The sequence below is a fragment of the Rhodoferax sp. GW821-FHT07F03 genome, assembly GCF_059418745.1.
This window is the reverse complement of record NZ_JBWKQM010000005.1, coordinates 141176-162383: the sequence shown is the minus strand read 5'-3', so window position 1 is coordinate 162383 and position 21208 is coordinate 141176. Positions and strand designations below refer to the sequence as shown.

The window sequence follows — 21208 nt, the reverse complement described above, 5'->3', positions numbered from 1 at the left end:
CCACACCGGCGACCACACCGAGGCTGGTGAAAATGCGCAGCTTTGGCGTGGGCGAACACAGCACCGTCACCACCAGTGTCGCCACTGGCGCCGCCATCCTGCTGCTGTGGTGGGCCGCGGCGCAGACCGGGCTGGTGCCACACCTGTTTCTGCCCACCCCGGCCGAGGTGCTGGCCACGGCCCGCAGCATCTGGGACGACGGCTATGCCAACGCCACGCTGTGGGAGCATGTGTCTGCCAGCCTGGTGCGCATACTCTCGGCCGCCGCCATCGCGGTGGCGCTGGGCATACCTGTGGGTATCGCCATGGGTTTGAACCGCTGGGCCAAAGGTGTACTGGACACGCCAATAGAGTTCTACTGGCCGCTGCCGCCGCTGGCCTATCTGCCGCTGATGATCATCTGGCTGGGCATAGGCGAAGCGTCGAAGATCACCCTGCTGACACTGGCCATGTTTGCGCCCGTCGTGCTGTCGGCCCAGGCCGGCGTACGGTCCCTATCGCAAGAGCGGGTGAACGCTGCGCTGTCGCTGGGCGCCAACCGCTGGCAACTGTTCAGCCAGGTGGTACTGCCGTCTGCGCTGCCCGAGATTTTGACCGGCATCCGCATCGCGCTAGGCGTGGGCTGGAGCACGCTGGTAGCGGCGGAACTGATCGCGGCCACGCGCGGCATAGGCTTCATGGTGATGTCGGCATCCCACTTCCTGGCGACTGACGCGGTGTTTGTCGGCATCGTCATCATCGCAGCTTGCGCATTTGCATTTTCCCTGGCCATGCGCCTGCTGGAGCGCTGGCTACTGCCCTGGAAGGGCAAACACTGATTGCTTCAAATTTGATAGCTACTAGCGCAGGTATTAACTGCGCCAGCAGCCTTTTTACCCAGATGAATAGGAGGAGCAAAAGCCCTGTATGTAGGAATCGGGCTACGAACAGTAACGGCATCGTCTGCTGTGCGGATGGTCGGGAATTTTCAATACTGTAGGTATACAAAACCCACAGGAGAAACTCCATGAACAGCAACTACCGCATCCACCGCGCCATCGCTACTGCCACCATAGCCGCCGTTTTGCTCACCTTGGGCGGCTGCGCAGGCATGAACCGCAGGCAGCAAAACACCGCTACTGGCGCAGCCATCGGCGGTGCTGCCGGCCTGGTTCTAGGGGGTAACGCGGTAGGCACGGCTGCTGGTGCAGCAGCCGGCGCCTTCATCGGCCACGAAGTCAGCAAGTAAGCTGATCTGCGCTACCTAGCTAGCGCGACACACCCAAAAGCCTGCTGAGCAGCTCCGGCTGCTCTTGCAGGCTTTTTGCCGTTCCGGTGTAGACCACGGTGCCGCGGTCCAGCACGGCAGCGGTATCTGAGATCGCCAGAATCGCCTGCGGATGCTGCTCGACGATGATGGCAGACAGGCCTTCCTCGCGGGTGATGCGGCGGATGGCCCGCAGCAGCTCCTGCACAATGATGGGGGCCAGGCCTTCGCAGGGCTCGTCCAGCAGCAGCAGCGTCGGGTTCAGCACCAGCGCCCGGCCTAGGGCCAGCATCTGCTGCTCGCCGCCCGAAAGCTGCGTACCCAGATTCGTCTTGCGCTCTGCCAGACGCGGGAATAGGCTATAGACCCGCTCTGGCGTCCACGGGCTGGACGCGCGCCCTGCCCGCGCCGGCCGCGCCACCGCGGTCAGGTTCTCGTGCACCGTCAGCGATTTAAAGATATTGCGTTCCTGCGGCACCCAACCGATGCCAACCGCAGCACGCTCGTGCGATAGCAGCTTGTGCAAGGCGATGCCACCAAGTTGGATGCTGCCGGCATGCTGGCGCGTGGCACCAGCCAGGGTGTTGATCAGCGTGGTCTTGCCGGTGCCATTGCGGCCCAGCAAGGCCAGCGTCTGGCCTTCGTTCAGACTCAGCGCGATGCCATTGAGCACCACCGCCTCGCCATAGCCGGCGCTCAGGCCTTGCACATTCAGCAGCTCAGCCATGGGCGAATCCTCCTTGGCTGCCGGCATGGGCCTCGTCCTCACCATGGCCCAGGTACACGGCCTTGACCTGCGGGTCGTTGGCAATGGTTTGCGGATCGCCCTCGGTCAACACCGTGCCGTTGACCAGCACCGTCATGCGTTTGGCGAAACTGAAGACCAGGTCCATATCGTGCTCAATCAACAAAATCGATACCTCGGCCGGCAGCGCGGCCACGGTTTGCAGCAGCTCTTCGCGCTCGCCCGCGGGCACGCCAGCCACCGGCTCGTCCAGCAGCAGCACGCGTGGCTCACAAGCCAGCGCGATGGCAATCTCCAGCAGCCGACGCTTGCCGTAGGCCAGCACCCGGGTTTCCTGGGCCATCACGGCCGTCAGGTGGAATTGCTCCAGCAGTTGCTCGCAGCGCTGCGTCACGTCGCGGCGTGCACCCAACGCCTGCCACCATTTGCCGCCCAGGCCCTGGTGTTGCGACACCGTCATGGCCAGGGTTTCCAGCGGCGTCAGTGTGTCGAACAGCTGGTTGATCTGGAAGGTGCGCACCATGCCGCGGCGTACGCGCTGGTGTGGCGCCAGTTGGGTGATGTCTTGCCCCTCCAGCACGATGCGACCAGAAGTGGGTTGCAATACACCGGTCAGCAGATTGATCAACGTGGTCTTGCCTGCGCCGTTGGGCCCGATCAACGCGTGGCGAGCGCCTTTTTTCAAGTCCAGGTTGACGTTGTTGGTAGCGGTGATGCCGCCAAACTGCATCACCAAGCCTTCGGCGGACAGCACGGTATCAGCGCTCATGACCGGCCTCCCGTCCGGCGCGGCAAACGCCAGGTCCAGGGGCGCAGCAGGCGTTCGCGGCCGACCAACACCAGCACCACCAGGAACAAGCCGATCCAGAAGGTCCAGTACTGCGGTGTGATGCTGGACAGAAAGTCCTGCATCAGCTTGAACACCACCGCGCCGAGCACGCCGCCATACAGCCAGCCGACGCCCCCCACCACCAGGATCAGCATCACGTCTGCCGAACGGTGGAACTCGAACAGATCCAGCGAGGCAAAGCCCGTGGTCTGCGCCAGCAAGGCGCCAGCCGCACCGGCCATGCCCGCCGCCACGGTGTAGACCATCACCAGCCGGCTGTGTACCGGGATGCCGATGGCCATGGCGCGCAGCCGGTTGTCGCGAATCGCCTTGAGCGTGGCGCCGAACGGCGAATGCACCAGCCGCCGCGCCAGCACGAACAGCACGAGCAGTACGCTGAGCGAGTACCAGGCCGCAGTCTGCCCCATCAGATCGAATTCAAACTGGCCCAGCAGCGGCCCCATCACCACCCCCTGCAGGCCATCGGCGCCACCGGTCAGCCAATCCAGCTTGTTGGCCAGCTCCATCAGGATCAGGCCGACGCCGAGAGTCACCATCAGCCGCGTCAAGTCGGTGCCGCGCAAGATGGTGGCGCTGCACAGCGCGCCCAGCAGCGTTGCGGTGGCGATGCCGAACACCATGCCCAACAGCGGATCCGGCATCACCAGCTTGGCGAATAGCGCGGCCGAATACGCGCCCATGCCGAAGAAGGCGGCGTGGCCCAGCGACACGATGCCGGTGTAGCCCAGGATCAGGTCCAGCGACAGCGCGAACAGCGCTACGATGGCGATTTCGTTGATGATCAGCGCGTGGCTGGACAGTACCCAGGGCGCGGCCAGCGCCAGCAGCCAGAGCGCGTATTCCCAGGACTTCCAGCGGCCGCTTTTCAGCAGCAGATTTTGCGATTCAGACTGCATCACTTGCCCCCTTGGCGAACGAACAGGCCTTGGGGCCGCCAGATCAAAATCACGATCATCAGGCTGTAGACGATGAAGGCCCCGAGCTTGGGGATGTAGTACTTGCCGGCCACGTCGGCAACGCCCAGCAGTAGCGCGGCCAGCAGCGGCCCGGTGATGCTGGAGGTGCCGCCGACAGCGACCACGATCAAAAAGTAAATCATGAATTTCAACGGAAAGCTTGGATCCAGACCTAGCACCTCGGCACCCAGCGCGCCGCCGAGGCCGGCCAGGCCCGAGCCCACGGCAAAGGTGCCCAAAAACACCAGGTTCACATTGATGCCCAGGCCGGCCGCCACGCGTTGGTCGTCCACCGAAGCACGCAGGCGGCTGCCGAAACGGGTGCGCGCCAGCACATATTGCAACGCCACTGTCAGCGCGGTACACACGGCGATGATGAACAGCCGGTAGTGGCCCATGCCCAGCATCCAGGCGCCCTCGCCCACTTCGGTGCGGCCCTTCAGCCATTCGGGCAGCTGGATGATCTGCTGGCTGGAGCCGATGAAATAATCGGCGCTGGCCACCGCCATGAAGGTCAGCCCAATGGAAAACAGCACCTGGTCCAGATGCGGCTTGCGGTACAGCGGCCGGTACAGCGTGCGCTCCAGCACCGCACCCAGCAAGCCCGAGCCCAGAAAGGCCAAGGGCAGGCAAACCAGAAACGGCACACCCAGGCGCTGCATCAGCAGCACCGTGATGTAGCCACCGACCATGGCAAAGGCGCCGTGCGCCAGGTTGATGAAATTCATCAAGCCCATCGTCACCGCCAGGCCCACAGCCAGAATGAACAACAGCATGCCGTAGGCGATGCCGTCAAAAAGAATCGTCAACATGCGATAGCCAATCTCTCAAGTATCCGCAAGAATTCGAGCCCGCCGGAGGCGCGACTGCCTTACCCAGAACAACCGCGGAACCGGCTTTGCCGGGCCGCCGGTTGTGCCCCCTGCGTGTCGTATCGGTTTTTCAAACCGATACGAGGGGGGGGTGGCGGAAAGTGCGCAGCACTGTAGCCTGGGGGTGTTACTTAGCCTTGCCCGGATCTTTCACGTCCTTGATGACCGCGAATTCCACGTTGTACAGCTGGCCGTTCTTGCGCTCCACTTTGCGCAGATAGATGTTTTGCACGATGTCGCGGGTTTGCGCGTCGATGAAGATCGGGCCGCGTGGGCTCTCGAATATCTGGCCCTTCATTGCCGCCAGCAAAGCGTCGCCGCCGCCCTGGCCCTTGGTGGCGCGCAGTGCTTCGTAGATTACGCGCATACCGTCATAGCCACCCACGGCCATGAAGTTCGGGCGCAGACCCTTGTTCGCCTTGCCAAAGGCATCGACAAACTTGGCGTTCAAGGCCGAAGGATGGTCGGCTGAATAGTGGTGCGAGGTGACCACGCCCAGCGCACCGTCGCCCATGTCATTGAGTTGGTCGTCATCGGTCACGTCGCCGGTACCGATCAGCTTGATGCCGGCCTTGTCCATGCCGCGCTCCAGGAACTGCTTCATCACCGCCGCACCGGCGCCGGAGGGCACGAAGACGAACAGCGCGTCCGGCTTCAGGTCACGCACTTTTTGCAGGAATGGAGCGAAATCCGGACCGCGCAAAGGCACGCGCAGCGACTCAGGCACCTGGCCGCCGTTGAACAAAAAGCGCTCCTTGAAATACTTCTCGGCGTCCAGGCCCGGGCCGTAGTCGCTAACTAAGGTCACCACCGTCTTGATGCCGTTCTTGGGTGCCCAGTCGGCCATGCTGACCGCTGCCTGCGGCAAGGTGAAGCTGATGCGTACGATGTAGGGCGAGGCCTGGGTGATGCTGCTGGTGGCAGCGGCCATCACCACTTCGGGCGTCTTCGACTGGGTGGCGATGGGCGCGGTGGCCAGAGCCGATGGCGTAATACCGAAGCCAGCCAGCACATTCACCTTGTCATTCACCACCAGTTCTTGCGCCAGGCGCTTGGTGACGTCGGGCACGCTGGTGTCGTCCTTGACGATCAGCTGTATCTTCTTGCCGGCCACGGTATCGCCGTTCTGCGCCATATAGAGTTTGGCTGCGGCTTCGATCTGCCTGCCGGTGGAAGCCTGCTGGCCAGTCATGGGCAGGATCAGACCAATCTTGAAGACATTGTCTTGCGCTATCGAAACAGTAGCACCCAGCACAGAAACGGCGAGCACTGTGGCGCGAATAAAGAAATTCTTGGGCATATCTTGTCTCCTGGTGGATGGGAATCAAACGCTCTGGCAGCCCCCGGCACACAAGTACCTTGCACCGCAAATCCGACTACACGATCAAGTGTAAGTGGCTGCAACATAAAGCAATCACTAACAGTTGTATAGCAGATATATAACAGCTGTACCCCATCACCAGGGCTAACCCTATTGCGCCCAGCGCCCTCAGGCGCTTGCGATGGCGGCTATTGATGCCTGCGGCGACCGGGCCGGGCCATTGGCCTCCGCGACAGGGGCCGACTCCAACCGAAACACAGATACCGCCGTCACTAGATCGCCGGCCTGCCCCTTCAGGCCACTGGCCGCGGCAGCCATCTGCTCGACCAACGCAGCGTTTTGCTGATTCACCTGGTCCATCTGGGCCACGGCTTCGCCGATTTGCGACACACCGCTGCTCTGCTCGGCGCTGGCCACGCTGATCTCGCCCACAATGGCAGCGAGCTTGCGGATGCTGGACACCACCTCGGCCATGGTGCTACCGGCCTCGTCCACCAGGCCCACGCCCTGCTCCACCCGCTGCACGCTGGCGGCGATCAGCGACTTGATCTCCTTGGCGGCATCGGCCGAGCGACTCGCCAGCGAACGCACCTCAGATGCCACCACCGCAAAGCCGCGCCCCTGTTCGCCCGCGCGGGCGGCTTCCACGGCAGCATTCAGCGCCAGGATATTGGTCTGAAAGGCGATGCCGTCAATCACGCTGATGATGTCGGCAATCTTGCGCGAAGACTGGTTGATGCCCTGCATGGTCTCAACCACCTTACCCACCACATCACCGCCGCGCACGGCCACCTGCGAGGCCTCCAGCGCCAGCTGGTTGGCGCTGTGGGCGCTGTCGGCGTTCTGCCGGACGGTACTACTGAGCTCTTCCATCGACGCCGCGGTCTGCTCCAGCGCACTGGCCTGGTGCTCGGTCCGCGCGCTCAAGTCATGGTTGCCCTGGGCAATCTCGGCACTGGCCCGGGCTACCTCGTCCGCCCCCATGCGTATGGATTGCACGATCTGCGTCAAAGACGATTGCATGCCGGCCATCGCAAACACCACGCTGCGCTGGTCGTTCGGCTGCACCTGCACCGGGCTGCTCAAATCGGCCTGGCTGATGGACGTTGCCAGCGCCACCACGGCATCCGGCTGCCCACCCAATTGGCGCAGCAAATGCCGGCTGATCAGCACAGCCAGCACGATCGACAGCAGCACGCAGGCCAGCGTCACGCCCATTAGCACCAGCTGGGCCTGGGTCACGGCTTGTCGGCCCCGGGCCTTGTCTTGTTCCGCCAGTGCCAGCTGGTCTTGCCACAGCCTCTGCAAAGCCTGGTAGGCCGCCACATACACCTGCTGGCTGGGTCCGTCGAAGAAATCACTGGCTTCCATGGCCCGCTCGCCCTCGGCACCTGCGGCGGAATTCGACATCTGGAAGAAGGTGCTGCGCAGCGCATGGTATTTGGCGATGGCACCCAGCAAATTGGCCTGCAGCGCCGTGTTCGCCGATATACCGCTGCCCGCCTTGTAACGCGCCAATGCGGCATCCAGCTCCTTCACGGTGGCTTTCACCACCAGCTCTTCACGGTCCTTGGAGGGCATATTCAACGCCGCCAAATGCTTGAGCTCGGATATGCGCACCGCCTGCAGTTTGTCGTTCACCTCCCCCAGAGCCGTCAGCGCGGGCAAGCTGGTGTCCACCAGGCCATCAAAGTCCGCATGCATGGACATAATGCGGCTGTAGGCCGTCAAGGCCAGCACCACCACCAGCACAATCACCATGCCAAAGGCCAAGCCCAGTTGGCGCCCCACACTCATTCTGGAAAGCATCTTGGAATTCACCTTTGTGCGCTGCAGCGGCCCCAGCGCCTCCGTCCAACACCAACACATACACCAGGCCAGGATGCATACGGATGGCTGACTCCACCCAGATACATCAGCTTACATTTGACGCCCGTGCCGGATGCATACCGATTTGTCGATTGCTGGTACGCAATTGGTTTTTCGGCTCAGGATATCCCTAGGAGCAGGCTTTAAGCGCCATGGTCCTACACGGCCCAAGTGGTGGCCGACGGTAAAATGCACAGCATGTTTCGTTGTGTCTTTGCGGTCGTTCTGTTCTTTGCCATGCTGGCATCCGGCTTGTACGCCTGGGCAGGCGAGCCGACAATGGCCGAGCACCATGTGGTGCAGGAACAAATACCTTTGCAGGCAGATGCCTGCGGCGAAAGCTCCACCAGCAACAAGCCGTTGGTCACAGACCAGCAGTCCGACACCGCTGAGACCGACAGTGGTTTTGACAGCCCCGCGCTGTGCCACTCGACGCCGTCCGGCCTGACTTTTGGCCGCAAGTCGGCTGCGGCCATACCTTTCACACCCACCGCCTTTCTGCAACCATTCTCGGACGGCTTGCGCAGGCCACCACGCTTGGCCCTGCTCCGCACCTAGTGCAGCGCAGCGTTTCTCTGCAAGAGAAACACCCGCCCAGACCCTAGGCTGCGGGCCCTCTCACTGACTCTCTTGTCCGGCCTGCTGCTGTAGCGGCGGCTATTTGCACTCCACTGAAAGCTTACCGATGAACACTCTCCACTCCAACACCTATGGCGCGGCTGAAAGCCTGCCCAGCACGGCGCAGCGCAACCGCGTTTTGCGCAATACCTATTGGCTGCTGGCACTGTCCATGCTGCCCACCGTGCTTGGCGCATGGCTGGGCGTAACAACCGGCATTTCCCGCGCCATGTCGCCCGGCATCGGCATGCTCGTCTTCCTGGGCGGCGCGTTCGGCTTCATGTACGCCATCGAGAAGACGAAAAACTCGGCGGCCGGCGTGCCGGTGCTGCTGGCGTTCACCTTTTTCATGGGCCTGATGCTTTCGCGCATGGTCGGTGCCGTGCTGGGCTTGAACAACGGCGCCAGCCTGGTGATGACTGCCTTTGCCGGTACCGGTGGCATCTTCCTGGGCATGGCGGTCCTGTCTACCGTCATCAAGCGCGACCTGAGCGCCATGGGTAAATGGCTGTTCATCGGCGCGATCCTGTTGCTGGTGGCCGGCGTTGCCAACTTCTTCATACAGTCCAGCGCGCTGATGATGACGCTGTCGGTACTGGCCATAGGCATCTTTTCCGCCTTCATCCTGCACGACCTGAAGCGCGTACAAGACGGTTATGAGACAAACTACATCAGTGCCACGCTGGGTGTCTACCTGAGCCTGTACAACGTGTTCCAGTCCTTGCTGGCACTGCTGGGCATGGGCGGCAGCCGCGACGAATAAGCGACGAACTCCCTGGGCCATCGGCATACCGGTAGCCCAGGGAGCGGCACAAAAACCATGCACACGCCCTTACTGCGCAGCTACTAGCTCAGCTGCATTTTTCTGGCCACGGCTGGCCTTGTCGGTTGCAACGGCTACCCCGCCGAGAATCGGCGTACGGCTCTGCGCAGGCAAAGACCAAGGCACTGCCCTGCAAGATCACGACGCTCGTCAAGCGACGCACGCGCGAGTGTCAAGCGGACACCGAAAACCAGGCGACGGTGGCCGTTTGATGGTCTAGTTAACCCAGCCAGCGGCGCGCGTTGTGCCAGAGCTGCATCCAGGGGCTGAAGCTGCTGACGTCACCGCTGGTCCAGCTCTTCTGCACGTTGCGGAACACGCGCTCGGGGTGCGGCATCATGGCGGTGAAGCGGCCATCGGCCGTGGTCACGGCGGTCAAGCCGCCGGGGCTGCCGTTCGGATTGAACGGGTAGGCTTCGGTAGCCACGCCATGGTTGTCGGTGTAGCGCATGGCCGCAATCACCTTCGATGCGTCGCCGCGGTAGGCAAAGTTGGCATAACCCTCGCCGTGCGCCACCGCGATCGGCAGGCGGCTGCCGGCCATGCCCTGCAGGAAGACGCTGGGCGATTCCAAAATTTCCACCATGGACAGGCGGGCTTCAAAGCGCTCGCTGCGGTTGGTGGTGAAGCGTGGCCAGGCTTGCGCGCCGGGGATGATGTCGGCCAGTTCGGCAAACATCTGGCAGCCGTTGCAGACGCCCAGCGCCAGCGTGTCCTGCCGGGCAAAGAAGGCCTTGAACTCTGCCGCCAGCACCGGGTTGAAGGTGATGCTGCGCGCCCAGCCTATGCCGGCACCCAGGGTGTCGCCGTAGCTGAAGCCACCACAGGCCACCACGGCCTGCATGTCCTGCAAGTGCACGCGGCCGGTTTGCAGATCGGTCATGTGCACGTCGAAGGCCTCGAAGCCCGCCTCGGTGAAGGCGTAGGCCATCTCGGTGTGCGAATTCACGCCCTGCTCGCGCAGCACGGCAACCTTGGGCCGGGTCAGCTTCAAGGCCGGCGCCGCTACGGTTTTCGTAGCTGCTGGCGCAGACAGTACCTGCGCCAGAGCACTGTTTGGCTCTATAAACACATGCAGGCCCGGGTCGTTGGCCGCACCGGCCGCCGCGTGCTCGGCATCGGCGCAGGCCGGGTTGTCGCGCTGCTGGCAGATCTGCCAGCTGACGCTGTCCCAAACCTGGTGCAAGTCAGCCAGCTTGGCGCTGAACACGGCTTTCGCATCGCGCCAGACCTGGACTTCGCCCACGCCGGCGCTGATCGCGCTGTCTGAACTTGTTGGTATGGGCCGGGTCTTGCCCACGACGTGGCTGTGCTTGCCCAGGCCATGCGCGCGCAGGGTCTGGACCACGGCGTCGCGGTCGGAAGTGCGTACCTGCAGCAGCACGCCGAGTTCTTCGTTGAACAGCGCCTTCAAGGTCAGCTCTTCACGGCGCGGGCCGACCTGGCCTGCCCAGTTCTTGCTGTCGCCCACATCCATGCGGCTGTCGCTGATGCCGTCACCTTCGGTGACCAGCAGATCGACATTCAGCGCCACGCCCACGTGGCCGGCAAAAGCCATTTCGCAGGCTGCCGCGAACAGGCCGCCATCGCTGCGGTCGTGGTAGGCCAGGATTTGCGGGCGCACGGCATTGACGGCGTTCACCAGGTTGACCAAGTCTTGCGCGTCGTCCAGATCGGGCACGGCATCGCCGACCTGGTTCAAGGTCTGCGCCAGGATGCTGCCGCCCATGCGGTTCTGGCCCTTGCCCAGGTCGACCAGGATCAGTGTCGTGTCTTCCGTCGCATTCAGCTGCGGCGTCAAGGTGCCGCGCACATCGGGCAGGCTGGCGAATGCGGTGACGATCAGGCTGACCGGGGAGGTGACCTTCTTTTTGTCGGCGGCACTACCAGAGGGGTTTGCCGTTTCTGTCCACTGGGTACGCATCGACAAGCTGTCCTTGCCCACCGGGATCGAGATGCCCAGCGCCGGGCACAGCTCCATGCCCACGGCTTTCACCGTGGCGTACAGCGCGGCGTCTTCGCCGGGTTCGCCGCAGGCGGCCATCCAGTTGGCCGACAGCTTGACGCGGGGCAGATCGAAGGGTGCGGCCAGCAGGTTGGTGATGGCTTCGGCCACGGCCATGCGGCCGGATGCGGGAGCGTTCACGGCGGCCAGCGGCGTACGTTCGCCCAGGGCCATGGCTTCGCCCGCAAAGCCCTTGTAGTCGGCCAAGGTCACGGCACAGTCCGCCACCGGCACCTGCCAGGGGCCGACCATCTGGTCGCGGTGGCTCATGCCACCCACGGTGCGGTCGCCGATGGTGATCAGGAAGCGCTTGCTGGCGACCGTCGGGTGGGCCAGCACGGCAATGGCGGCTTTTTGCAGATCCACGCCGGTCAGTTCCACTGGCGCAAAGGTGCGCGCCACGGTCTTCACATCGCGGTGCATCTTGGGCGGCTTGCCCAAGAGCACGTTCATGGGCATGTCGACCGGGCTGGCCGCGCCGTCATCGGCCACGATCAGTTGGCGCTCTTCGGTGGCGACACCGACGACTGAGAACGGGCAGCGTTCACGTTCGCACAGCGCGGTAAACGCCTCCAGCGAATCCGGCGCGATGGCCATCACATAGCGTTCCTGGCTTTCGTTGCACCAGATTTCCTTGGGGCTCATGCCGCTTTCTTCCAGCGGCACGGCGCGCAGGTCGAAGCGCGCGCCCCGGCCGGCGTCATTGGTCAGCTCGGGGAAGGCATTGCTCAGGCCACCGGCGCCGACGTCGTGGATCGCCAGAATGGGGTTCTTGTCGCCCTGCATCCAGCACTGGTTGATCACCTCTTGGGCACGGCGTTCGATTTCGGGGTTGCCGCGCTGCACCGAGTCAAAGTCCAGCGAGGCCGCATTTGCGCCGGTAGCCATGGAACTGGCGGCGCTGCCGCCCATGCCGATGCGCATGCCCGGGCCCCCCAGCTGCACCAGCAGCGAGCCGGCGGGGAATTCGATCTTGTGGGTTTGCGTGGCGTCGATGGTGCCCAGGCCGCCAGCGATCATGATGGGCTTGTGGTAGCCGCGGCGGATGCTGTCCACATCGGAAGTGACGGTCTGCTCGTATTCGCGGAAGTAGCCCAGCAGATTGGGCCGGCCGAATTCATTGTTGAAGGCCGCGCCGCCCAGCGGGCCTTCGACCATGATCTGCAGCGGGCTGGCGATGTGCTCGGGCTTGCCGATAGACACGTCGCCGTCTTGCGGCCAGAGCTTGGACACGGTAAAGCCTGTCAAGCCCGCCTTGGGCTTGGAGCCGCGGCCCGTCGCGCCCTCGTCGCGGATCTCGCCGCCAGCGCCGGTGGAGGCACCGGGGAATGGCGAAATGGCGGTCGGATGGTTATGGGTTTCGACCTTCATCAGCACATGGTGCTGGGCGCTACTCTTTTCATAGCTGCTCGCGCTGGTAGTACCTGCGCTAGATGCCGATTTGGCTAAAAACCGCTCGATCTCGAAGCCTTCCATCACCGAGGCGTTGTCCGAGTACGCCACCACGCTGTGCTGTGGCGCCAACTGGTGGGTGTTGCGGATCATGCCGAACAGGCTTTTCGGCTGCGCCACGCCGTCGATGGTGAACTCGGCGTTGAAGATCTTGTGGCGGCAATGCTCGCTGTTCGCCTGGGCGAACATCATCAGCTCCACGTCGCTGGGGTTGCGCTTCAGCGTAGTAAAGGCGTTGACCAGGTAGTCGATTTCGTCGTCGGCCAGGGCCAGGCCGAATTCGGTATTCGCCGCCTCCAGCGCGGCGCGGCCACCACCCAGCACGTCGACCTGGGCCAGGGGTGCAGCTTCCAGCGAGGTGAACAGCTCTTGCGCCTGGCTGCGGTCCAGCATGGCACTTTCGGTCATGCGGTCGTGCAGCAGGTCGGCCACCTGGGCCAGTTGCTCGGCGGACAATACAGTTTTGCCCAACAAAGGCTGCTTGACAGACAAACGGTATTCGACCAGGCGCTCGACCCGGCGCACGGCTAGGCCGCAGTTGTGGGCGATATCGGTAGCCTTGGACGCCCAGGGCGACACGGTGCCGAAGCGCGGGGTGACGACCAGCAGCGGGCCTTCGGCCGGGCCGGCATAGGGGTCGCCATAGGTCAGCAGGCCGTCCAACTGGGATTTCACGGCGTCCGTCAGGGGCGCATCGCTGGCCACCAGGTGCACAAAACGCGCGGCCACGCCGCTGATCTTGTCGTGGATGGCTTGCAGCCGGGGAAGAATTTGTTGAACGCGGAAGTCGCTGAGGGCATTGCCGCCCTCAAACTGGGAAATGTGCAAGGTCACTGTAGCGGCCCGGGTTGGGGAAGTTAGCCTCTGATTTTAACGGCACGGTCAAAGCGTACTTCCCGCATCTAGGATAATTACAGCCATGACTATCACCTACAAAGACGCGGAAGGCATCGCAGGCATGCGCATCGCAGGCCGCCTGGCTTCCGAAGTACTCGACTACCTGACCCCCCACGTGGTGCCAGGCGTTACCACCAACCAGCTGGACAAGCTGGCGCACGACTACATCACCCAGGTGCAGGGCGGCATTCCGGCCCCGCTGAACTACACCGCCGGTGGCAACATCCCCTACCCCAAGTCGATCTGCACCTCGGTGAACCACCAGGTTTGCCACGGCATCCCGAACGACAAGCCGCTGAAAAAGGGCGACAGCGTAAACATCGACGTGACCGTCATCAAAGACGGTTGGCACGGCGACACCAGCCGGATGTTCATTGCGGGCGAAGGCAGCATCCTGGCCAAACGCCTGGCGGCGCTGACCTATGACGCAATGTGGCACGGCATCAAGATGGTCAAACCCGGCGTCCACCTGGGTGATATCGGCCACGCCATCCAGCGCTTTGCCGAGAGCAATGGCTTCAGCGTGGTGCGCGAGTTCTGCGGCCACGGTATTGGCCGCGTGTTCCACGAAGAACCGCAGGTACTGCACTACGGCAAGCCAGGCACGCTGGAAGTGCTGAAGCCCGGCATGACCTTCACCATCGAGCCAATGATCAACGCCGGCAAGAAGGAGATCAAGGAAGGCCCGGAAAAAGACGGCTGGAGCATCGTCACCAAAGACCACTCCCTGTCCGCCCAGTGGGAACACACCATCCTGGTCACCGAGACCGGCTACGAGGTGCTCACTGTCTCTGCCGGCAGCCCGCCCATCCCAGCATTCGTGCCAGCCCAAGCCTGAAGCTTCTACGCGCCCCACCATGACCGACATCCAGGCGCTGCGGGCGCATTACCTGCAGGAAAAATCGCGTTTGCTGCAAACCGTGCGCGACAGCGGCCCCAGCACCCGGGGCCTGCGCAAGGCTTTGCAAAACCTGTCCCACCTGGCGGACGACACGCTGCGCAAGCTATGGGTACGCGCCGGCTTCACAGCCTCGTTTGCCCTGGTGGCGGTGGGCGGCTTTGGCCGCGGTGAGCTGTTCCCCTACTCGGATATCGACGTGCTGCTGATGCTGCCCGACGGCGAATCGCCCGAGCAAGACGAGGCGCTGAAATCGCGCATCGAAGACTTCATCGGCAGTTGCTGGGACGCGGGCCTGGAGATCGGCTCCAGCGTACGCAGCCTGGAAGACTGTCTGGCCGAAGGCAGCAAGGATGTGACGGTGCAGACCGCGCTGATCGAGTCGCGCCTGGTCACCGGCGACGCCAAGATGTATGCCGACTTCCGCCAGCGCCTGGGCACGGTGTCCGACCCGCGCGCCTTTCTGGTGGCCAAGACGCTGGAGATGCGCCAGCGGCATAACAAGTTTGAAAACACGCCCTACTCACTGGAGCCCAACTGCAAGGAATCGCCAGGCGGCCTGCGCGACCTGCAAACCATTCTGTGGGTGGCCAAGGCCGCCAACCTGGGCAAGAGCTGGGAAGAACTGGTGCGCAGCGGCATCGCCACGCCGCACGAGGCCAAGCAGATCAAGCGCAACGAAGACCTGCTGTGCCTGATACGCGCCCGCCTGCACCTGACGGCTCAGCGCCGAGAAGACCGCCTGGTGTTCGACCTGCAGACCGCCGTGGCCGAGTCCTTCGGCTACAGCTCCGAAGACGATGATGGCCAGCCAGTGCGTGCCAGCGAGGCTTTGATGCGCCGCTACTACTGGGCGGCCAAGGCCGTGACCCAGCTCAGCCACATCCTGATGCTGAACATCGAGGAACGGCTGAACCCCTCCACCCACCTGCTGCGGCCGATCAACGCCCACTTTTTTGAAAAAGCCGGGATGATCGAAGTCGCCAGCGACGACCTGTACCACCGACACCCGCACGCCATTCTGGAGACCTTCCAGGTCTACGCCTGCACCCTGGGCGTGCGCGGCCTGTCGGTGCGCACGCTGCGCGCCCTTTACGGCGCCCGCAGCCTGATGACCTCGCAGTTCCGCAAGGACCCGGTGAACCGCGCCACCTTCATGCGCATCCTGCAGCAGCCGGCCGGCATCACCCATGCGCTGCGGCTGATGAACGATACCTCCGTGCTGGGCCGCTACCTGTGGGTGTTCCGGCGCATCGTCGGGCAGATGCAGCACGACCTGTTCCACGTCTACACCGTAGACCAGCACATCCTGATGGTGCTGCGCAATGTGCGCCGCTTCTTCATGGCCGAGCATGCGCACGAATACCCGGCCTGCTCGCAGCTGGGTGCCGGCTGGGATAAGCCCTGGATCTTGTTTGTGGCGGCGCTGTTCCACGACATCGCCAAGGGACGTGGCGGCGACCATTCCGAGCTGGGCGCGCTGGAAGTACGGCACTTCTGCAGCCAGCATGGCATCAACCGCGAAGACGGCAAGCTCATCGAATTCCTGGTCAACGAACACCTGACCATGAGCCGCGTGGCGCAAAAGGCCGACCTCAGCAACCCCGACGTCATCAGCGCCTTCGCCAAACGCGTAGGCAACGAACGCTATCTGACCGCCTTGTACCTGCTGACCGTAGCCGACATCCGCGGCACCAGCCCCAAGGTCTGGAACGCCTGGAAGGGCAAGCTGCTGGAAGATCTATACCGCACCACCCTGCGCAGCCTGGGTGGCCGCGCACCCGATCCGCAGGCCGAGGTAGAGGCGCGCAAGCGTGAAGCCCTGGTGCTGCTGGCCCTGCACGCCCAGCCTTTTGAGTCGCACAAAGCCCTGTGGGACACGCTGGACGTAGGCTACTTCATGCGCCACGACGCAGCCGACATCGCCTGGCACACGCGCCAGCTATCGCGCCATCTGGCCTTCCCGGCGCCGCTGACGGTGCCGCCGCATGCGGTGAAACCGGTGGTGCGCGCCCGCCTGTCGCCAGTCGGCGAAGGCCTGCAGGTGATGGTCTACACGCCCGACCAGCCCGATTTGTTTGCGCGCATCTGCGGCTTCTTCGACCAGGCCGGCTTCAGCATCGTGGACGCCAAGGTGCATACCGCCCGCAACGGCTTCGCGCTGGACACCTTCCAGGTGGTCACGGCCATGCTGCCCGAGCACTACCGCGAGCTCACCAGCATGGTGGAAAACGACCTGGACCACACCCTGGCCCAGCAAGGCCCGCTGCCACCGCCCAGCAAGGGCCGGGTATCGCGCCGGGTGAAGAGCTTCCCCATCGCGCCGCGCGTAGACCTGCGCCCTGACGAAAAGGCCCAGCGTTGGCTGCTGAACATCTCTGCCAGCGACCGCGCCGGTCTGCTGTACCTGGTGGCCCGTGTGCTGGCCAAGCACAACCTCAGCGTGCTGCTGGCCAAGGTCACCACCCTGGGCGAGCGCGTGGAAGACAGCTTTTTGGTGCAAGGCCCGGAGCTGCAGTACAACCGCAACCAGATCGAGATCGAGACCGAGCTGCTGGACGCACTGGCCGCCAAATGAAGCAAGACGTCAGCTAAAAACTGGCGCCAAACTGATAAGCTCCAGATCACAGAAATCCTTCTGAACTGGTCCGCCCTGCACTTGGGGCGGCCAGCCTGTTTCCACCTATCCACCGGAGAAAACCATGGCCAAAGGTCAACAAAAAACCAATAAAGAAACCAAGAAACCCAAGAAGGACACATCTCCACCCAAGCCCATTTCGGGTGAAGCCGTGCGCCCCACCATCACCACCGTGGTGCCAGTGCGCGGCAAGCTCAAGAAGGTTTAAAGGTTTCCCAGGCCACTGCTATTGAATCAATAGCTGCCTCCGCAGGATATACGGGCGCCAGTGCCTGATTTCTCTTAAATATCCCGACTGCGGATGGAGCCGCTCACAGCAAGGGACGCAGCTCCCTTGCCGCCTCCAACAACACCGGTAACAACTCTTTGCGCAGCACCTCTTGCTGCAGCCGTTGCGGCGTGGTCACCACATTCAGCGCAGCCACCGTCTTGCCCTGCAGATTGCGCAGCGGAATCGCCAGGGCATGCACGCCCAATTCGTGCTCTTCACTGGCCACGCAGTAGTCGTCAACGCGCACCTGCGCAACCACCGCACGAAAGACTTTTGTGTCGGTAATAGTGTGCGCGGTCAGCCGGGCCAGGCTACGCCCCTTCATCCAGGCATTAAAGCTGGACTTGGTCTCCACCGCCAGCAGCACCCGCCCGGTGGAAGTGGCATGGGCTGGCAAGCGTGCACCCAGGTGCAGGCCATACGCCAGCACGCGCAAGGGCCCGCCACTGCGGTCATTGCCACTGCGCGCCACGATGACCACCTCGTCGCCATCACGCACCACGGCCGAGAACGACTCCAGTGTCTGCGCCGCCAGCCGGTTCAGCGTGGGTTGCAGCACCCGCGGCAGCTGGGCCGAAGCCAGATAACTACCTGAAAAACGCAGCACCTTGGCCGCAAGCCAGAAGTAGCTGCCATCGGTATCCAGGTAGCCCAGGTGCGCCAGGGTCAGTAAATGGCGCCGGGCGGCAGCCCGCGTCAGGCCCGCACGCTGCGCCGCCAGGGTGGCGTTCAGGCGCTGGCGCTGCGTGTCAAAACTCTCCAGCACCGCCATGCCTTTGGCCATGCCTTCGATCAAATCGGCTTTCTGAATCTCCATGGGCGCCCTTTTGTGGATGTTTGCGCGGTGATCGCGCAGCAGTCCCGATGATCGCACAAAGAGCGCCGAATGGCCGCCACAGAACGTTCCCGGCAGCCTAAGCTAACAGGCAAATTACGCCCTCAGGAGACACCCCATGCGAACCCAGGTTGCCATCGTCGGAGCCGGCCCGTCCGGCCTGCTGCTCGGCCAGTTGCTGCACAAAGCCGGCATAGACAACATCATCATCGAACGCCAAAGCCCCGACTACGTGCTGGGCCGCATCCGCGCCGGCATACTGGAACAAACCACGGTGGACATGCTGCGCGAAGCCGGTGTGGGGCCCCGCATGGAGGCCGAAGGTGTGGTGCACCACAGCATTGAGCTGGTGTTCTCCGGCGTGCGGCATGCGATCGACGTGCATGGACTGACCAACGGCAAGGTGGTCACCGCCTACGGCCAGACCGAACTCACCCGCGACCTGATGGATGCACGCAGCGCCGCTGGCCTAACAACCATCTACCAGGCTGCCAACGTCAGCGTGCATGATTTCGACAGCGAACACCCCAAAGTGCACTACCAGAAGGATGGCAAGAACTTCGAGCTGGAATGCGACTTCATCGCCGGCTGCGACGGCTTCCACGGCGTCTGCCGTGCCAGTGTGCCCGAGGGCTCCATCACCGAATACGAAAAGGTCTACCCGTTTGGCTGGTTGGGTGTGCTGGCCGATGTGCCGCCCGTGTCGCCGCACGCCATCGTCTACGGCAACAGCGAACGCGGCTTCTCGCTGTGCTCGATGCGCAGCCTGACGCGCAGCCGCTACTACGTACAGTGCCCCTTGACCGACAAGGCCGAGGACTGGAGCGACCAGCGCTTCTGGGACGAGCTGCGCAGCCGCCTGGACCCGGACCTAGCCGAGCGCATCGTCACCGGCCCTACGCTGGAGAAAAGCATCGCCCCGCTGCGCAGCTTCGTAGCCGAACCGATGCGCTTTGGCCGCATGTTCCTGGCCGGCGACGCCGCCCACATCGTGCCTCCCACCGGCGCCAAGGGCCTGAACCTGGCCGCTAGCGACGTCAAGTATTTGTCCAGCGCCTTCATCGAGTTCTATGCCGAAAAGAGCGCGGCTGGTATCGACACCTATTCACAGCGCGCCCTGGCTCGCATCTGGAAGGCCGAGCGCTTCTCGTGGTGGCTGACCTCGCTGATGCACAAGTTCCCCGACACCGGTGCCTTTGGTCAGCGCATGCAGGAAGCCGAACTGGAATACCTGGTGAACTCCACCGCCGCCTCCACGGTGCTGGCGGAAAACTATGTGGGCCTGCCGCTGAACCTGGGGCGCTGAGCCCTGGCATTTGCTATCAAATAAATAGCTACTTGCGCAGACGATACCTGCGCTAGCAGCCTATTTCTCATAAAACCACTCAACCCAAGGTGCCAGCTTCGATGGTGATGCGGCGCTCGCAGCGGGCGGCGATAGCGCGGTCATGCGTCACCAGTACCAGGGTCGTACCCTGCTCACGGTTTAGCGCGAACATCAACTCCATCACCGTCTCGCCAGTGGCAAAGTCCAGGCTGCCTGTGGGTTCGTCGGCAAGCAATACGGCCGGCTGCACCACAAAGGCCCGCGCCAGGGCCACGCGCTGCTGCTCTCCCCCGCTGAGCAGCTTGGGGTAATGGCCGAGGCGCTGGCCCAGGCCGACGCGCCCCAGCATCTCGGTAGCGGCTTTGCGCGCGTCCTTGCGGCCTATGAGTTCCAGCGGCAGCATCACGTTCTCCAACGCGGTCAAATTGCCCATCAGCTGGAAGCTCTGGAACACAAAACCCAGCTTCTGCGCCCGCAATGCGGCCCGGGCGTCTTCACTTAGCGCAAAAATATCCTGGCCGGCGATGTGAACTGTGCCCTGCGTGGGTGTATCCAAGCCTGCAATGATGGACAACAAGGTGCTTTTGCCGGAACCTGACGCGCCCACGATGGCCACAGTCTCCCTGGGCGCTAGTGAGAAATCGATATCACGCAAAATGGAGAGCGTGCCGGTAGAGTCGGTCACCGACTTGGAGACATGCTCTACAGAAATCACAGCACCTGGGGACAGATTTGGCATGAAAGGCTTTGAGTTTTGAAACGTAGACACTTTATCGCGACATGGACCCTGGCCGCCGCTGTGGGGTCATCCGGTGCCTGGGCCAAGACCACGCCGAACATTCTGGTGGTGGGCGATAGCATCAGCGCCGAATACGGCCTGCCCCGCGGCACGGGCTGGGTAGCTCTGCTGGAGAAGCGCCTGGCCGAACAAAAGATCCAGGCCGTGGTGCACAACGCCAGCATCAGCGGAGACACCACTTCGGGTGGCCGCTCGCGTCTGGCCGGCCTGCTGGGCTTTTACCAACCGACGCTGGTGGTGATTGAATTGGGTGGCAATGACGCGCTGCGCGGCCTGCCCCTGCAATCCACCGAGGACAATTTGCGCCAAATGACCGAAACCGCCCAGAAAGCCGGTGCCAAGGTGCTGCTGGTCGGCATGCAGGTGCCGCCGAACTACGGACGTGATTACGCGAATCGCTTCCAGAGCACGTTCGAGAGGGTGGCAAAGACGGAGAAAACCGGTTTGGTGCCCTTCTTGCTGAAAGGCGTGGCGGATGCGCCGGACCCGGTGGCTTTGTTCCAGCCAGACCGCATCCACCCCAAGGCGGAGGCGCATCCTACGTTGCTGAACAACGTGTGGCCGGAGCTGAAAAAGCTGCTGAACTAAAAAACGAAGGAAAGATCAGGCGTCGCTGGAGGCGTCGGGCGGTGGGGTTTGCGTTGCATCGCCCTGATCCTGCACACCGTCGTCCGTGATGCCGTCGTGCTTGCGCTCGCTCTTGGCCTTCAGCTTGTCTTCCTTCTTCTTTTTCTTGGCCAGCTCTTTTTGACGCTTTTCGTATCCGTAATTTGGTGTTGCCAAGGT

Annotated in this window: 19 protein-coding genes; 9 read left to right on the top strand and 10 right to left on the bottom strand. The window is 63.1% G+C overall.

Annotation, left to right across the window (positions count from 1 at the left end):
- Positions 1–32: 32 nt before the first annotated feature.
- Positions 33–818, top strand: a complete 786-nt coding sequence (locus AC07R0_RS08940; protein WP_495104669.1) for an ABC transporter permease subunit — start codon at positions 33–35, stop codon at positions 816–818.
- Positions 819–1006: 188 nt separating this feature from the next.
- Positions 1007–1228, top strand: coding sequence for a YMGG-like glycine zipper-containing protein (locus tag AC07R0_RS08935; protein ID WP_495076186.1), 222 nt, complete (start codon positions 1007–1009; stop codon positions 1226–1228).
- Between the two features lie 19 nt (positions 1229–1247).
- On the opposite strand, the gene AC07R0_RS08930 is transcribed toward AC07R0_RS08935, so the two are convergent.
- The 6 genes from AC07R0_RS08930 to AC07R0_RS08905 all read right to left on the bottom strand — a co-directional run bounded on the left by AC07R0_RS08930 (position 1248) and on the right by AC07R0_RS08905 (position 7799).
- Complete coding sequence (locus tag AC07R0_RS08930) at positions 1248–1973, bottom strand: ABC transporter ATP-binding protein (RefSeq protein ID WP_495104538.1); 726 nt, start codon at positions 1971–1973, stop codon at positions 1248–1250.
- The gene (locus AC07R0_RS08925; protein WP_495104537.1) at positions 1966–2760 is read right to left on the bottom strand and encodes an ABC transporter ATP-binding protein; all 795 of its coding nucleotides are present in this window, start codon (positions 2758–2760) and stop codon (positions 1966–1968) included. The genes AC07R0_RS08930 and AC07R0_RS08925 overlap by 8 nt, the downstream gene beginning before the upstream one ends.
- Positions 2757–3737, bottom strand: coding sequence for a branched-chain amino acid ABC transporter permease (locus tag AC07R0_RS08920; RefSeq protein WP_495104536.1), 981 nt, complete (start codon positions 3735–3737; stop codon positions 2757–2759). Before AC07R0_RS08920 ends, AC07R0_RS08925 begins: the two co-directional genes overlap by 4 nt.
- Positions 3737–4609, bottom strand: coding sequence for a branched-chain amino acid ABC transporter permease (locus AC07R0_RS08915; RefSeq protein ID WP_495104535.1), 873 nt, complete (start codon positions 4607–4609; stop codon positions 3737–3739). Before AC07R0_RS08915 ends, AC07R0_RS08920 begins: the two co-directional genes overlap by 1 nt.
- A 187-nt stretch (positions 4610–4796) precedes the next feature.
- The gene (locus AC07R0_RS08910; protein ID WP_495104534.1) at positions 4797–5969 is read right to left on the bottom strand and encodes an ABC transporter substrate-binding protein; all 1173 of its coding nucleotides are present in this window, start codon (positions 5967–5969) and stop codon (positions 4797–4799) included.
- 189 nt (positions 5970–6158) lie between these two features.
- The gene (locus tag AC07R0_RS08905; RefSeq protein ID WP_495104533.1) at positions 6159–7799 is read right to left on the bottom strand and encodes a methyl-accepting chemotaxis protein; all 1641 of its coding nucleotides are present in this window, start codon (positions 7797–7799) and stop codon (positions 6159–6161) included.
- A 258-nt stretch (positions 7800–8057) separates the two neighbouring features.
- Here AC07R0_RS08905 and AC07R0_RS08900 point away from each other — a divergent pair, with 258 nt between their 5' ends.
- Positions 8058–8417 carry a hypothetical protein gene (locus AC07R0_RS08900; RefSeq protein ID WP_495104532.1) on the top strand — a complete coding sequence of 120 codons (360 nt, stop codon included), beginning with the start codon at positions 8058–8060 and terminating at the stop codon, positions 8415–8417.
- Positions 8418–8544: 127 nt separating this feature from the next.
- Positions 8545–9240: a Bax inhibitor-1/YccA family protein gene (locus tag AC07R0_RS08895; RefSeq protein WP_495104531.1), complete on the top strand. Its 696-nt coding sequence runs from the start codon at positions 8545–8547 to the stop codon at positions 9238–9240.
- A gap of 280 nt (positions 9241–9520) precedes the next feature.
- Here the strand turns inward: AC07R0_RS08895 and purL are convergent, their stop codons facing one another.
- Positions 9521–13591 (bottom strand): phosphoribosylformylglycinamidine synthase, encoded by a 4071-nt coding sequence (purL, locus tag AC07R0_RS08890; protein WP_495104530.1) that lies wholly within the window; start codon positions 13589–13591, stop codon positions 9521–9523.
- An 85-nt stretch (positions 13592–13676) separates the two neighbouring features.
- Here purL and map point away from each other — a divergent pair, with 85 nt between their 5' ends.
- The 3 genes from map to AC07R0_RS08875 all read left to right on the top strand — a co-directional run bounded on the left by map (position 13677) and on the right by AC07R0_RS08875 (position 17398).
- Positions 13677–14492 carry a type I methionyl aminopeptidase gene (map, locus tag AC07R0_RS08885; RefSeq protein ID WP_495104529.1) on the top strand — a complete coding sequence of 272 codons (816 nt, stop codon included), beginning with the start codon at positions 13677–13679 and terminating at the stop codon, positions 14490–14492.
- Positions 14493–14511: 19 nt separating this feature from the next.
- Entirely contained in the window at positions 14512–17130 is a 2619-nt protein-coding gene (locus AC07R0_RS08880; protein ID WP_495104528.1) for a [protein-PII] uridylyltransferase, read from the top strand.
- A gap of 124 nt (positions 17131–17254) precedes the next feature.
- A complete protein-coding gene (locus AC07R0_RS08875) occupies positions 17255–17398 on the top strand; it encodes a hypothetical protein (protein ID WP_495104527.1) in 144 nt (47 codons plus the stop codon).
- A 103-nt stretch (positions 17399–17501) separates the two neighbouring features.
- Here AC07R0_RS08875 and AC07R0_RS08870 read toward each other — a convergent pair whose 3' ends face one another.
- The gene (locus AC07R0_RS08870) at positions 17502–18278 is read right to left on the bottom strand and encodes an IclR family transcriptional regulator domain-containing protein (RefSeq protein ID WP_495104526.1); all 777 of its coding nucleotides are present in this window, start codon (positions 18276–18278) and stop codon (positions 17502–17504) included.
- A 136-nt stretch (positions 18279–18414) separates the two neighbouring features.
- Here AC07R0_RS08870 and pobA point away from each other — a divergent pair, with 136 nt between their 5' ends.
- The gene (gene pobA, locus AC07R0_RS08865; RefSeq protein ID WP_495104525.1) at positions 18415–19602 is read left to right on the top strand and encodes a 4-hydroxybenzoate 3-monooxygenase; all 1188 of its coding nucleotides are present in this window, start codon (positions 18415–18417) and stop codon (positions 19600–19602) included.
- Positions 19603–19681: 79 nt separating this feature from the next.
- Here pobA and AC07R0_RS08860 read toward each other — a convergent pair whose 3' ends face one another.
- Positions 19682–20362, bottom strand: coding sequence for an ABC transporter ATP-binding protein (locus AC07R0_RS08860; RefSeq protein WP_495076200.1), 681 nt, complete (start codon positions 20360–20362; stop codon positions 19682–19684).
- A 15-nt stretch (positions 20363–20377) separates the two neighbouring features.
- On the opposite strand from AC07R0_RS08860, the gene AC07R0_RS08855 reads away from it, so the two are divergent.
- Positions 20378–21010, top strand: a complete 633-nt coding sequence (locus tag AC07R0_RS08855; protein WP_495076201.1) for an arylesterase — start codon at positions 20378–20380, stop codon at positions 21008–21010.
- A 15-nt stretch (positions 21011–21025) separates the two neighbouring features.
- Here the strand turns inward: AC07R0_RS08855 and AC07R0_RS08850 are convergent, their stop codons facing one another.
- Complete coding sequence (locus AC07R0_RS08850) at positions 21026–21205, bottom strand: hypothetical protein (protein ID WP_495104524.1); 180 nt, start codon at positions 21203–21205, stop codon at positions 21026–21028.
- Positions 21206–21208: the final 3 nt, after the last annotated feature.

Excerpts from the sequence above, each read along its gene's own strand:
- AC07R0_RS08920 (WP_495104536.1), bottom strand. The coding sequence starts at position 3,737 with ATGCAGTCTGAATCGCAAAATCTGCTGCTGAAAAGCGGCCGCTGGAAG.
- map (WP_495104529.1), top strand. The coding sequence starts at position 13,677 with ATGACTATCACCTACAAAGACGCGGAAGGCATCGCAGGCATGCGCATC.
- pobA (WP_495104525.1), top strand. The coding sequence starts at position 18,415 with ATGCGAACCCAGGTTGCCATCGTCGGAGCCGGCCCGTCCGGCCTGCTG.
- AC07R0_RS08870 (WP_495104526.1), bottom strand. The coding sequence starts at position 18,278 with ATGGAGATTCAGAAAGCCGATTTGATCGAAGGCATGGCCAAAGGCATG.
- AC07R0_RS08915 (WP_495104535.1), bottom strand. The coding sequence starts at position 4,609 with ATGTTGACGATTCTTTTTGACGGCATCGCCTACGGCATGCTGTTGTTC.
- AC07R0_RS08910 (WP_495104534.1), bottom strand. The coding sequence starts at position 5,969 with ATGCCCAAGAATTTCTTTATTCGCGCCACAGTGCTCGCCGTTTCTGTG.
- AC07R0_RS08875 (WP_495104527.1), top strand. The coding sequence starts at position 17,255 with ATGGCCAAAGGTCAACAAAAAACCAATAAAGAAACCAAGAAACCCAAG.
- AC07R0_RS08860 (WP_495076200.1), bottom strand. The coding sequence starts at position 20,362 with ATGCCAAATCTGTCCCCAGGTGCTGTGATTTCTGTAGAGCATGTCTCC.
- AC07R0_RS08935 (WP_495076186.1), top strand. The coding sequence starts at position 1,007 with ATGAACAGCAACTACCGCATCCACCGCGCCATCGCTACTGCCACCATA.
- AC07R0_RS08905 (WP_495104533.1), bottom strand. The coding sequence starts at position 7,799 with ATGCTTTCCAGAATGAGTGTGGGGCGCCAACTGGGCTTGGCCTTTGGC.
- AC07R0_RS08930 (WP_495104538.1), bottom strand. The coding sequence starts at position 1,973 with ATGGCTGAGCTGCTGAATGTGCAAGGCCTGAGCGCCGGCTATGGCGAG.
- AC07R0_RS08940 (WP_495104669.1), top strand. The coding sequence starts at position 33 with ATGCGCAGCTTTGGCGTGGGCGAACACAGCACCGTCACCACCAGTGTC.
- AC07R0_RS08900 (WP_495104532.1), top strand. The coding sequence starts at position 8,058 with ATGTTTCGTTGTGTCTTTGCGGTCGTTCTGTTCTTTGCCATGCTGGCA.
- AC07R0_RS08925 (WP_495104537.1), bottom strand. The coding sequence starts at position 2,760 with ATGAGCGCTGATACCGTGCTGTCCGCCGAAGGCTTGGTGATGCAGTTT.
- AC07R0_RS08895 (WP_495104531.1), top strand. The coding sequence starts at position 8,545 with ATGAACACTCTCCACTCCAACACCTATGGCGCGGCTGAAAGCCTGCCC.
- AC07R0_RS08880 (WP_495104528.1), top strand. The coding sequence starts at position 14,512 with ATGACCGACATCCAGGCGCTGCGGGCGCATTACCTGCAGGAAAAATCG.